11 protein-coding genes are annotated in these 12,160 nt (G+C 31.5%); 4 read left to right on the forward strand and 7 right to left on the reverse strand.

What is annotated here, in order from left to right:
• Nucleotides 1–53: 53 nt before the first annotated feature.
• Nucleotides 54–650 (forward strand): MBL fold metallo-hydrolase, encoded by a 597-nt coding sequence (locus FOC43_RS03630; protein ID WP_002776717.1) that lies wholly within the window; start codon nt 54–56, stop codon nt 648–650.
• 11 nt (nt 651–661) lie between these two features.
• A complete protein-coding gene (locus FOC43_RS03635; RefSeq protein WP_002776716.1) occupies nt 662–967 on the forward strand; it encodes a hypothetical protein in 306 nt (101 codons plus the stop codon).
• 107 nt (nt 968–1,074) lie between these two features.
• Here FOC43_RS03635 and FOC43_RS03640 read toward each other — a convergent pair whose 3' ends face one another.
• From FOC43_RS03640 to murJ, 7 genes are read right to left on the reverse strand one after another with little or no spacing between them, the layout of a single operon-like run.
• The gene (locus FOC43_RS03640) at nt 1,075–1,854 is read right to left on the reverse strand and encodes an enoyl-ACP reductase (RefSeq protein WP_002780350.1); all 780 of its coding nucleotides are present in this window, start codon (nt 1,852–1,854) and stop codon (nt 1,075–1,077) included.
• Complete coding sequence (gene dapA, locus FOC43_RS03645) at nt 1,854–2,750, reverse strand: 4-hydroxy-tetrahydrodipicolinate synthase (protein WP_002776714.1); 897 nt, start codon at nt 2,748–2,750, stop codon at nt 1,854–1,856. The genes FOC43_RS03640 and dapA overlap by 1 nt, the downstream gene beginning before the upstream one ends.
• Before the next feature lie 2 nt (nt 2,751–2,752).
• A complete protein-coding gene (locus tag FOC43_RS03650) occupies nt 2,753–3,994 on the reverse strand; it encodes a M16 family metallopeptidase (RefSeq protein ID WP_002776712.1) in 1,242 nt (413 codons plus the stop codon).
• Entirely contained in the window at nt 3,991–5,049 is a 1,059-nt protein-coding gene (locus FOC43_RS03655) for a quinone-dependent dihydroorotate dehydrogenase (protein WP_002799651.1), read from the reverse strand. Before FOC43_RS03655 ends, FOC43_RS03650 begins: the two co-directional genes overlap by 4 nt.
• Before the next feature lie 45 nt (nt 5,050–5,094).
• Nucleotides 5,095–6,828: an ABC transporter ATP-binding protein gene (locus FOC43_RS03660; protein ID WP_002793421.1), complete on the reverse strand. Its 1,734-nt coding sequence runs from the start codon at nt 6,826–6,828 to the stop codon at nt 5,095–5,097.
• Nucleotides 6,829–8,211 (reverse strand): cysteine--tRNA ligase, encoded by a 1,383-nt coding sequence (gene cysS, locus FOC43_RS03665; protein ID WP_002776706.1) that lies wholly within the window; start codon nt 8,209–8,211, stop codon nt 6,829–6,831. It abuts the gene before it with no gap.
• Nucleotides 8,211–9,662: a murein biosynthesis integral membrane protein MurJ gene (gene murJ, locus FOC43_RS03670; RefSeq protein ID WP_002776704.1), complete on the reverse strand. Its 1,452-nt coding sequence runs from the start codon at nt 9,660–9,662 to the stop codon at nt 8,211–8,213. The genes cysS and murJ overlap by 1 nt, the downstream gene beginning before the upstream one ends.
• Before the next feature lie 103 nt (nt 9,663–9,765).
• Here murJ and FOC43_RS03675 point away from each other — a divergent pair, with 103 nt between their 5' ends.
• Both FOC43_RS03675 and ruvA read left to right on the forward strand, forming a co-directional pair.
• On the forward strand, nt 9,766–11,631 hold the full coding sequence (locus tag FOC43_RS03675) for a flagellar assembly protein A (protein ID WP_002785029.1): 1,866 nt from the start codon (nt 9,766–9,768) through the stop codon (nt 11,629–11,631).
• Nucleotides 11,607–12,158, forward strand: a complete 552-nt coding sequence (ruvA, locus tag FOC43_RS03680) for a Holliday junction branch migration protein RuvA (RefSeq protein WP_002776701.1) — start codon at nt 11,607–11,609, stop codon at nt 12,156–12,158. The genes FOC43_RS03675 and ruvA overlap by 25 nt, the downstream gene beginning before the upstream one ends.
• Nucleotides 12,159–12,160 lie beyond the last annotated feature (2 nt).

Raw genomic sequence — 12,160 nt, forward strand, 5'->3', positions numbered from 1 at the left:
AATGTATAATTATAATTCATTTTAGGTTCAAATTTCAATAAAAAAGGCTAAAAATGCAAATTCTAAAACAAGCTTGCGGTCCTTATGAGACAAATTGCTATATTTTAAACACCTCTAAAGGGGATTTTATAATAGATCCTGGCGTTAATGCTCTAAGTTTTATAAAGCAATACGCTAAAAAACCTTTAGCGATTTTAAACACTCACGGGCATTATGATCATGTATGGGATAATGCTAGAGTAAAAAAAGAATTTGACATTCCTATTTATATCCATAAAAATGATGAATTTATGCTACAAGATCCTTTTGGAAAAGGTTTTGAGCCAAGTAAAGCTGATGTTTTAATCGAAAATGAAGATGAGCTTGAAATTTCTAACACTCGGTTTAAATTCCATTTTCTCCCTGGGCATACGCCAGGCTGTACCATGATAGAACTTATGGGTGAAAATTTGATGTTTAGCGGAGATTTTTTATTTTATAGAAGTATAGGAAGATGGGATTTTCCTTATTCAGATGCTAATTTAATGAAACAAAGCTTGGAAAAAGTGATGACTTATAAAGAAGACTTTAGACTTTTACCTGGACATGGGCAAGAAACAAGCCTTAGAGCTGAACAAGTGCATTTACCTTCTTGGCTTAGATATTTTTAAAGGTGATTTTTGTGAATTTAGATTTTGTGTTGCTTTGCTTCTTTGTTTTTTTAGATGCTTTTGCGCTTTTGGGCTTGCTCTTAGGAAATAAGAAAAAAAATCAATTCAATGATAAAAAATTTTATAAAATTTGTCCTTGCAAACAAATGGCAGAAAATGGCTCTTTAAGTACGATTTGTATTTATTCTGCTGTGGGTGGATTTTTTTATAGTGTATTGTCTATAGGTTATATTGGATTTGGCGATTTATTTTTAAATTTGATTTTCTTATTTACGCTTTTGAGTGCTTATATGGGCTGGAAGCTAAAACTTGATTAAACTCTGTTTTTATAATTGTTTTAAAAAATTTATTTTTATAAGTGCAAGTTTTTAAGCAAGCACTTAAAAAATAAATAATATTTTTTAAGTAAAATTAAATTTTTATCTTACTTAAAAGTCGTTCCACCATCTACGATGAAAGTATGTCCTGTTACCCAGCTTGCTTTATTTGAGCAAAGAAAAAGACAAGCACCAGCTAGATCTTCAGGCTGTCCCATACGATTTAAAGGACTTAAATTTATAGTTGCTTGTTTAACCTCTTCATAATTTGTAAAAGCTCTTAAAGCATCTGTTTCAATCGGCCCACCGCTGACTACATTTACACGGATATTTTTTTCTCCAAGCTCTGTTGCTGCATATCTTGCCATTGCTTCAACCGCAGCTTTTGCTGTGCCGTGTCCTGAGTAATTTTCTATATAAACCAAATTTCCAGTAGAAGAAATTGAAATAATACTTCCACCCCCTACTTTTTCCATTCTCTTAGCTGCTTCTTGAGCTCCTACAACAAAAGCATTTACAGTAGCGGTAAAGATATTGTTAATTCCTTTTGGTTTTAACTTCATAAATTTAGTATAGCCACCTACAACCGCACGTCCTGAAATGATAGCATTTGAGATAAAATAATCCACTCTATCAAAATCCACATCAATTTTTTCAAAAAGTTCTTTATAGGTTTCAGGTTCTAAGATATTAAACTCATAAGCTCTAGCTTTGATTTTATAATTTTTCTCCAAATCTTGAACCATTTCATCAGCAATTTGCGCATTAGAATTATAAGTAAAAGCTATATTTGCACCCACTTTAGCAAATTCATAAACTATAGCTTTACCTATCCCGCGAGTTCCACCGCTAATCACTAAAGTTTTTCCTTGAAATTCTGTATTCATTAAAATCCTTTGATCTTATATTTTTTCATCACTTCTTCAATTTTAGCAAAATTTTCCTTACTTGGAGAACAAAGAGGAAGTCTAAATTCCAAACTTTCAATAAGTCCTGCTATATACATGGCAGTTTTTATAGGGATGGGATTGCTCTCGCAAAATAAAATTTTATTGATATTATAAAGCTCATCATTAATCTTTTTAGCTTCTTTATAATTTTCTTCCAAAGCCAAATGAGTAAGCTTGCTAATCATATCAGGCAACAAATTTGAAGTAACTGAAATCACCCCTTTGCCCCCATTAGAAAGTATAGGATAATTGATCGCATCTTCACCTGAAATCAATATCATCCTTGGTTCATGCGCAAGCAAATCAACGCATTTGTCTATATTTCCGCTTGCTTCCTTAACCCCATAAATATTTTCACAATCTCTAAATAATTTAATAATAGTCTCAGTGCAAATTTCACAGCCTGTTCTTCCAGGGACATTGTATAAAAGCACAGGAATATCCACACTATTTGCGATCGCTTTATAATGCTCATAAAGTCCTTGCTGTGTTGGTTTGTTATAATAAGGAGCCACACTTAAAATTCCATCTGCTCCATGCTCTTTGGCAAATTGAGCCAAATCCACAGCTTCATGGGTAGCATTACTTCCAGCACCCGCTAGAACTTTAACCTTAGTTCCTTTACAAATATCTACTGCAATTTCAATACAAGTTCTATGTTCTTCATGGGTTAAAGTCGCGCTCTCTCCTGTTGTCCCAACAGGAACTACCGCATCGATGCCATTATCAATTTGTCTTTGTATCAATCTTGCATAACTTTGCTCATCTAACTTGCCATTTTTAAAAGGTGTAATCAAAGCTGTCATTGCTCCGATAATGATATTTTTATCCATTTTTAATCCTTTCTTAAAATCAATGTAGTCGAATTTGATCTATCAAAATATTTTTTAGCGCTTTTAACCAAATCTTGCTCGCACAAATGGGCTATATTGCTTTCATATTCTAAAAGAGGTTTTAAATCCCCTCTAGCCAAATAAGAACCATAAGTATTTGAAACCGCACTTGCTGTATCGAGTGAAAAGATAAAATCACTCTTGACATTATTTTTTACTTTTTGCAAATCCTTGCTCGAAAAATCGCCCTTTTTAAGTCTATCTATGATCTTCCAAAGCTCTTGTTCTACTTTTTCTGCTTTTACGCCCACATTGCAATTACAAATAAAAATAAACAAATTCTCATCTATACAATCATTTGCAAAAGAATAAAACTCATTGACTAAATTTAATTCATCGACTAAAATTTCATTCATCATAGAACTTTTTCCATTTCCTAAAAGTTCTGCTAAGGCATTTAAAGCAGGTATATCCTTATGTTTAAAATTAGGAATTTTAAAACCTATGGCAAGAAGTTCGGTTTGAGTTGGTTTTTTAATCTCTATCCTTTTAGCTCCATCTTGTTTAGGCTCTTTGGTATGAATTTTTGGAATAGGTTTAGTGTTTTTGATTTTTTCAAAATGTTTTTTGGCTCCACTAAAAACCTCTTCGCTATCAATATCCCCACTTACTATCAAAATAGCATTTTTAGGCTGATAATAAGTACTATGAAATTCTTTAATATCTTCTATGCTCCAATTTTCTATATCCTTAAAAAAGCCTATAGGGGTCCAATGATAAGGATGATACATAAAAGCGTGATTAAAAAGTCTAAAGTACAAATACCCTAAAGGATTATTATCCGTTCTCCATCTACGCTCTTCTAAGACCACACTTCTTTCGGGTTGAAATTCCTCATCTTTAAGGCTTAAATTTTCCATAAGCTCCGCAAAAAGCTCTAAGGTTTTGTCTAAATTTTTCTTAGAACATTTGATATAATAATGAGTATAATCAAAACCCGTGCTGGCGTTATCAACCCCGCCAAAGCCCTTAACTATCTCATCAAATTCCCCTGCTTTTAAATTTTTAGTGCTTTTAAAATTTAAATGTTCAAGCATATGAGCTATACCGCTTTTTCCCATGATCTCATTTCTTGAACCCACTTTATAAAAAATATCTACACTGATAACATCGCTGTTTTTATTTACAGGAAAAGTATAAACATCTAGTTTATTTTTTAGTGTAATTTTACTATAGTCTATCATTTTAAATTTACTCCCACCGCTTCGCTAATATGCATAAAACCATCTTGTTTTAATAATTCTATAAGAGTTTTATTAATATCTCTTACCAATGAAGGCCCCTTAAAAATCAATGCTGTATAAACTTGTATTAAATTAGCTCCATTTTTGATTCGCTCATAAGCAAGCTCGCCGCTGTCTATCCCTCCACTTGCAATAAGTAAAGTTTTTCCAAATAAAACCTTAGCAAGCTCTTTAAAGAAAATACCGCTTTTTTCAGTGATGAGCCTTCCGCTTATGCCGCCAAAAGTTCTGTTATTATCAAGAAGAGAATAATCTACACTTGTATTGGCTATGATAAAACCATCTGCTCCTTTTAAGATAGCATTTTCACAAAGCTTTAAAGCGCTATCTATAGGCATATCAGGAGCGATTTTTATCAAAATAGGTTTGTTAGTGATTTTTCTAGCTTCTTCAAGAAGATGACTTAAAAAATCATCATTTTGAAGTTCTCTTAAATTTTTAGTATTAGGTGAAGAAATATTGACGATAAAATAATCACACAAATCTTTAAAATTTCTAAATAAAGTAAAATAATCCTCCAAAGCTTTATCATTGCTTGTGATCTTATTTTTTCCTATGTTTGCTCCCAAAGGCAAAACAAAAGGATAAATTTTTGATAATCTTGCGGCGATTTTTTCTGCTCCTTGATTATTAAAACCCATTGCATTTTGTATGCTTTCTTGTTTTACAAGGCGAAATAAACGCGGTTTTTCATTTCCCTCTTGAGGCTTTGGAGTAAAGGTTCCAAACTCTAAAAAACCAAAACCAAGAGCCGCTAAAGGGCGTATCATGGTGGCATTTTTATCAAATCCTCCTGCTAAACCCACAGGATTATTAAAATCAAGTCCTAGTAATTTTTGTTTCAAGCTATCATCATTTACAATATAATTATAAGCAAAAAAGCTCAAAGAGCCTGGCAAAGTGGCATTTAAGGACCTTAAACTGCCCTCCACTAAGGCATGAGCATTTTCAGGATCAAGCTTAAAAAGTAAGGGTTTTATAAAATTATAAAGCATATTATTCCTCGTTTTTTTAAAATTTTAACTAAATTTAACTTAAAACTAGACTTTATCTACTTCTTTGTTTTTAAATTTCTGATAAAGTTCGCAACTTTGCAAAAGCTCTTCATTGCTTCCTATAGCAATCATTTGCCCCTGATCAATCACTGCGATCTTGTCTGCATTTTCTATAGTGCTTAAACGATGGGCAATCATTAAAACAAGTCTATCTTTTTTTAAATTTTCTATAGTCTCGATGATGGCTTTTTCACTTTCATTATCAAGAGCTGAAGTTGCTTCATCAAAAATAAGCAAATCAGGATTTTTATACAAGGCTCTAGCTATGGCAATGCGTTGTTTTTGACCCCCGCTTAAATTTTTACCATGCTCTTTTATCTCTGCATAAATTCCTCCCATTTCTTGGACAAATTCATAAGCATTGGCTAGTTTTAAAGCTTTGATAATCTTTTCTTTATTAGGCTCTTCGCTGTAGGCTACATTTTCAGCAAAGCTGTCGTTAAAAAGATAAATATTTTGTGTTACAAGGCCTATTCTATCATGCAAGCTTTCTATGCTAAATTCACTGATATCTAGATCATTTAATAAAATCTCACCCTTTTGCTTATCATAAAAACGCATTAAAAGATTGATGATAGATGATTTTCCACCCCCGCTTGTTCCAACAAGTGCAAGAATTTCACCCTTGTTAAATTCAAAATTAATATCTTTTAAAACACTCTTATAAGGATTTTCATAAGCAAAATCTACTTGTTTAAATTCAATCCTTGCTATACTTTCTAAGTTTTTACTTCCATTTAGAATTTGTGGCTCTAAATCAAGTAAATAAAAAGTCCTCTCGCTTGCTGCTATTGCGCCTTGTAGTCTACCATAAAGCGAAGATAATCTTTTTAAGGGTGTATAAATAGCAAAAAGTGCTGTAATAAAAGCAAAAAAACTACCCACGCTCATCGTACCATGGATCACTTCTCTTCCTCCGATGATAATTACCGCAGCCACTCCAAGCGATCCAATAATCTCCATAAGTGGACTAGTTAGAGCATCAATGCGAGTGGATTTTAAATTCAAACGACAAAGCTCATTGTTTTGTTTGGCAAATTTTTCGCTTTCTTTGTTTTGAGTATTGCTCGCCTTAATAAGCTCAATATTTGAAAAAATTTCACTCAGTCTTGAAAGCAAATCAGAATTTGTTTCTTGTATACTTCTAGCGTATTTTTTTAATTTTCTAGCAAAATGCACCAAGGGCAAAATCGCACAAGGTAAAACTACTAGAGCAAAAAAAGCCAAAATAGGACTTTGATAAAATACCACTATCAATAAACCCACAATGGTTAAAAGCTCTCTAAAAAAATCAGGAATGATATTAGAAACTATGCTTTGAAGAGCGTTAATATCATTAGTGCAACGACTTACTAGCTCTCCGCTTCTGTTGCGTTTAAAAAAATCCATATCAAGCTTTAAAAGATTTTTTAAAACCTTAAAACGCAAAATTCTTAAAGTATCCATTCCTATAAAACTTAAATAATAAGTTTGTAAATAAAAACCCAAATTCTTTAAAATATAAATAATAACAAGTAGAAAAGGTAAGGTATAGAGCAAGGCCTCATTTTTTTCAACAAAAATATAATCTAAAATAGGCTTTAAAGATGCGAAACTTCCAGCCGTTCCTATACTAGTAAGTATCATCCCAAAAATAGCAATGGCAAATTCTTTCTTGTATTTTTTATAAAAAGGCTTAAAACGGATTAAAACATCTTTAAGAGTCATATCTTTATGCATTTAAATTTTCTCCCAAATCGTTCCTTGCGGCGTATCTTGCAAAGCAATACCAAGCTTGAGCAAGTCTTCTCTGATCTGATCTGCTTTGGCAAAATCTTTATTTTTCTTAGCTTCGTTTCTTTGCAAAATTTGATCTTGAATTTTTTCTTTCAACTCTTTGGCGACACCCCATTGAAAATATAAATTTTCATCCATAAAACCAAAGCCAAAAATTTTAGCCAGTTCGCTTAAAGCTTCTTTGATTTTTTGTTTTAATTCTTTATTTTTACTTTGCTGATCAAGCTCTAAATTTGCATTAGTTATAAACTCATCTAAAAGCGCCAAAGCCTTAGAGATATTTAAATCATCACTTAAAACTTCTAAGATTTGCTTGGCGATATTGCTATGAATCTCTATATCATTTAAAATTCCAAAATCTGGGGTTTTTCCCACAGCAAGTCTTTTTTTAAGACGATAAAACTTATCCAAGCGTTTTTTTACATTTTCTAAATCATCTAAAGAATAATTAAAATGAGCTCTATAATGAGAACTTAAAAGATAAAATCTTAAAGCCTCTCCCATAAAATCTTTGAGTGCATCTTTTAAGAAAAAGCTATTGTTTAAACTTTTGCTCATCTTTTCTCCATTGATTTTTACAAAGCCATTGTGAAGCCAAATTTTTGCCAAAGTTCTTTTGCACGCACAACGACATTGTGCTGCCTCATTTTCATGATGAGGAAATAACAAATCCACTCCACCTGCATGTATATCAAGAGTATCGCCAAAAATAGAATCAATCATAGCCACACATTCAGTATGCCAACCTGGTCGCCCTTTTCCAAATTCACTATCATAAAAATTTTCATCGAATTTCCAAAGAACAAAATCACTCTCATTTCTTTTTTCAACTTCATTACTCAGTCTTGAAACATTTTCTTCTGTGTTACGATGAGATAAGCTTAGATAATCCTCATCTTTGCTAGTATCAAAATACACTCCATCTTCTAAAGTATAAGTAAAGCCATTTTTACTAAGCTTATGGATAAGATCTAACATAGGTTCTATATAATATGTCGCACGAGGTTTAAAATCAGGCTCTAAAACATTTAAAGCTTTCATATCTCTTTCGTAATTTGCTATATAAAACTCAACAAGCTCATTTAAGCTCTTACCGCTTTCACTCATTTTTTTTAAAATTTTATCGTCTATATCTGTATAATTTCTAGCAAATTGCACCCTATAGCCCAAAGAAAGTAAAACTCTACGCAACAAATCAAAACAAACACTGCTTCTAGCATGACCCAAATGCGCATCATCATACACAGTAGGTCCACATAAATAAATATTGACATTATCTTGATCAAGTTCGATTTTTTCTTTTAAAACGCTATCCATTAATTTCATCAAAACACTCCTTTAACACTAGCAACGATCCACAACAAAGCCTCTATAAGATAAGGCTTGATCTCATAAAGCAAAATTGTAAAAACAACAAGTCCTGTAATCATTAAAAAACAAAATTTAAAAGATATTAAAGCAAAAAAGTTCTTAAAACCAAATTCTTTGATATTGGCAATAAGCAAATAAAAAGCACTTAAAGAGCTTGAAAGCGCCACAGCTATAACCTTTAAACTCTCATCTTTGATTAAAAAAATAAAAAGCACAGAGCATAAAGCACTAATAAGCAAAGCTTTAAAGGCGATAAAAGCGGCTGTTTTTTGTTTGAATTTAGCATAAAGCCATAAAGAAAATAATTTTTGTAAGCCAAAAGGCAAAAGCCCTATCAAATAAGCGATTAAAACATAAGCTGTGATAATACTATCTTCGTGAGTAAAATTCCCTCTTTCAAATAAAAGCTTTGAAATTTCTAAAGCAAATACAGAACCTACAATACTTGAAACAATCAACAAAATACTTAAAACCGCTAAAGCTCTTTGCATAAAACTTAAGGCTAAATTTTCTTGATCGCTTTTTAAATGCTTTAAAATTTTAGGAAAAGAAACTTGAGTTAAGGCTATAGCAAAAAGAGCTAAAGGAAGCTGAAAAACGCGGTTTGCATAATAAAGATAAGAAATACTACCCGTCATTAAAAAACTCGCTATTGTCGTATCAAGCAAAGAGCTTATTTGTGTAGCAGAAGAGCCTAAAACTCCATGAAAAAAATTACTATAAAAACCCTCTAGTTTAGCCTTTGCTCGTCTAAATTTCACACTTAATGCCATAGCGCGTATCACAGGATTTTTTCGCAACACCATTAAATGCAAAATCAATTGTGCCACACCGCTTAATACAGTCGCATAAGAAAAATAATAAAGCGTATCTTGAGGAGCATCTTTATCAACAAAAAATGCGGCTATAACTATACTTAGATTAAACAAAGCTGCCGAAAAAGAAGTGATGAAAAATTTTTGTCTATAATTTAAAATCGCTCCTAAAAAGGTAACCAAAAAAATAAAAAACAAATACCAAAAATTAATCGCCACCAAAGGAGAGGCTAAAGCTATAGTATCGGAACTAAACCCAAAAGCAAAAAGCTTGGTAAAAAATGAAGAAAAAAAGCTTACTAAAAGACAAAATAAAAACACTATAACACTAAATTGATACATCACACTCACGCAAAAAGCGCCTTTTTTCTTTGCTTTGACAAAGTTAGGTAAAAAGCTTTGCCCAAACGCCCCTTCAGCGAAAATTCTTCTAAAAAAGGCAGGCATTTTTAATGCTACAAAAAAAATATCACTATAAATTCCAGCCCCCAAAAAAAGAGCGATTAAAACATCACGCGCTAGACCCAAAACGCGAGAAAATAAAATTCCTAAAGCATTGATAATAAAATTTTTAAACACTAAACTCTTCATAAATTTTCACAAAATTTCAAATATAAAAGCTATCATTTTAACTAAATTTGATTAAAAATTGACTATAATATTGAATTTAAATTAAACAATAAAGGGGAAAGTTTTGGCTTTAGATGAGAAAATCATTTCCTATACCGAAAATCCTTCTCGCGAACTTTTATCTGTAGCTTCAAGAACTAATATCGCTTTAAATGAACTTGATTTTCATCTTTTAGCTTTTTCGACACAATATTGTCTTGAAAATACCGAATGGATAAAAATCGCTGAAAAAGATCTCACTCTTTTTGAAAAAGATGAAGTATTTTTAAAAGAGGATTTGCAAATCAAACAAGAGTACAAAATCGAAATTTTTCATCAAACACGCCAAGATAAAACCGCAAATGCTATCAAGCTGATTGCTAATAAAAATTTAACAAAAATTGTCGCTCAAATCAATTTTAATGAGTTAAAATATCATGAAAAATTAACTTTTGAACTTTTGCAAATTATCTACAAAAAAATGTTAAAGCTTAAGTTTTTAATAGGCATTCGTATCTTTGATTTTAAAAAAGAACTCATCCGTATATGCAATGAACACAAGAAAAATACTTTAAATAAAACCTTGCAAATCAATGTAGCCAAAGGTGTTGAACCTATACAAAGCCAAGATGAAGCCTTAGTTTTGCTTTATAAAGAAAAGGCTAAAGATTATACTATAGATGAAAAACGCTCGGGTATTATAGCAGTTGATGAAAATGAAGTTGTATTAAGATATAACAAATTCAAGCAAGGCAAAGAAGGAAAAGACTTAAATTTACATACTTTAAAAGTTATAGATGCTAATCAAAACAAAATCAAATTTAACTGCTCCTCATTAGCATTTAAGACTGTAGAATACGAAGATTACACAGAATATTTGGCGCTAAAAAAGGGTTATGTAGTTGAAGATCAAGATAAATTTGATATTGCAAACTTGCTTGAATTTAATAATAAAGTTGATTTTAAAAATATAGGCATAATCCGCGCAGGATTGGATAAAAATGTAAAAATAAATATCAAATTTATATCCGATATGCAAGATGCTGTTAATTCAGGTGTAGGAATAGAATGCGAAGAACTCAATATCACAGGAAGCGTTGGAAGCAATACAAATTTAAAAGCTACAAGAATGAGAGTTGAAGGCACCACGCACACAAAATCTAAAATTTATGCCAAAGAAGCCTATATAAAAACACATCGCGGTTTTGCTCAAGCAGACAAACTAAACATAGATCTCTTAGAGGGTGGCAATATAAAAGCCAAGGAAGTAAGGATTAAAAAAAGCTTAGGTGGAGTGATAGAAGCAGATAGAATTTATATAGAACAATTAGAAAGCAATAATTCATGTGTGTTTTACAATAATGTTGTCATAGAACGCTTTGAAGGTGAAAATAATAAATTTCATACTAAAATAAAAAAAATGGATAAAGACTACGATCAAGAACTTTTAAAAATAAAGAATGAAATTTCATCTCTTCATCATAAAATAAGCAAACTCAAACAATACATTCTATCAAACAAAAACAATGTTTTAGATATAGAAAAAAAAGTCTTAGAGCTTAAAAATCAAGGACAAAATATACCAAGCCAATATGAAAAATTTTTAAAAAATTTCTCTATACAAAATGCAAACTTAAATAAACTTCAAAACCAAGAAAAAGAACTTTTAGAATATAGAAAAAAAATCCACGATGAGCTTTTAGCACTAGAAGAGGATTTATTTAAAGCTAAATTTATCAACAAAAGTGGAAAATGGAGCGATATGAATGAAATCAGATTTTCGCTTTTAGAACCTAAAGAAGATATTTTTTATTCTTCTTCCACTAAAGAAAGTGCAAAATTTATAGCTTTGAAAAAAATCATACAAAATAATCAAGAATATATAGAGATTGATAAAAAACTTGACTATGAAGAAAAGGATATAGAATGGTTGTTGCCATCGAAGGAATAATCACAAAAAAAGAACCCACTTTTGCTATCATAAAATGCGCTAGTGGTTTAAGCTATGGGGTTTTTATCTCACTTTTTTGTGCTGCTAAGCTTGAAACTCATCAAAAATACGAGCTTTTCATCACTCAAATCATCAAAGAGGATTCTAATAAATTCTATGGTTTTTTAGATAAAGATGAGCAAAAAATGTTTGAAATGCTTTTAAAAGTAAATGGAGTGGGCGCAAGCACTGCGATGGCTATATGCTCAAGTTTGGATGTAAATTCTTTTTATAAGGCTTTAAATTTGGGAGATGAGAGTGTACTTAAAAAAGTTCCAGGCATTGGTCCAAAAAGCGCCAAACGCATCATCGTAGAACTTGGAGATGCCAAAGTCCAACTCGAAAGTGTGAGCGATGATAAAAGCGAAGCCTTGGCTGCTTTGCTTTCTTTGGGATTTAAACAAGATAAAATATTAAGCGTTTTAAGTACTTGCAACGGAAAAGATACAAGCGAACTTATCAAAGAAGCACTAAAAAAACTAGCATAAGG

It is taken from the genome of Campylobacter coli (assembly GCF_009730395.1).
Classification (GTDB): Bacteria; Campylobacterota; Campylobacteria; order Campylobacterales; family Campylobacteraceae; genus Campylobacter_D; species Campylobacter_D coli.

Excerpts from the sequence above, each read along its gene's own strand:
- FOC43_RS03640 (WP_002780350.1), bottom strand. The coding sequence starts at position 1,854 with ATGAATACAGAATTTCAAGGAAAAACTTTAGTGATTAGCGGTGGAACT.
- FOC43_RS03660 (WP_002793421.1), bottom strand. The coding sequence starts at position 6,828 with ATGCATAAAGATATGACTCTTAAAGATGTTTTAATCCGTTTTAAGCCT.
- FOC43_RS03655 (WP_002799651.1), bottom strand. The coding sequence starts at position 5,049 with ATGCTTTATAATTTTATAAAACCCTTACTTTTTAAGCTTGATCCTGAA.
- FOC43_RS03650 (WP_002776712.1), bottom strand. The coding sequence starts at position 3,994 with ATGATAGACTATAGTAAAATTACACTAAAAAATAAACTAGATGTTTAT.
- FOC43_RS03630 (WP_002776717.1), top strand. The coding sequence starts at position 54 with ATGCAAATTCTAAAACAAGCTTGCGGTCCTTATGAGACAAATTGCTAT.
- ruvA (WP_002776701.1), top strand. The coding sequence starts at position 11,607 with ATGGTTGTTGCCATCGAAGGAATAATCACAAAAAAAGAACCCACTTTT.
- dapA (WP_002776714.1), bottom strand. The coding sequence starts at position 2,750 with ATGGATAAAAATATCATTATCGGAGCAATGACAGCTTTGATTACACCT.
- murJ (WP_002776704.1), bottom strand. The coding sequence starts at position 9,662 with ATGAAGAGTTTAGTGTTTAAAAATTTTATTATCAATGCTTTAGGAATT.
- cysS (WP_002776706.1), bottom strand. The coding sequence starts at position 8,211 with ATGAAATTAATGGATAGCGTTTTAAAAGAAAAAATCGAACTTGATCAA.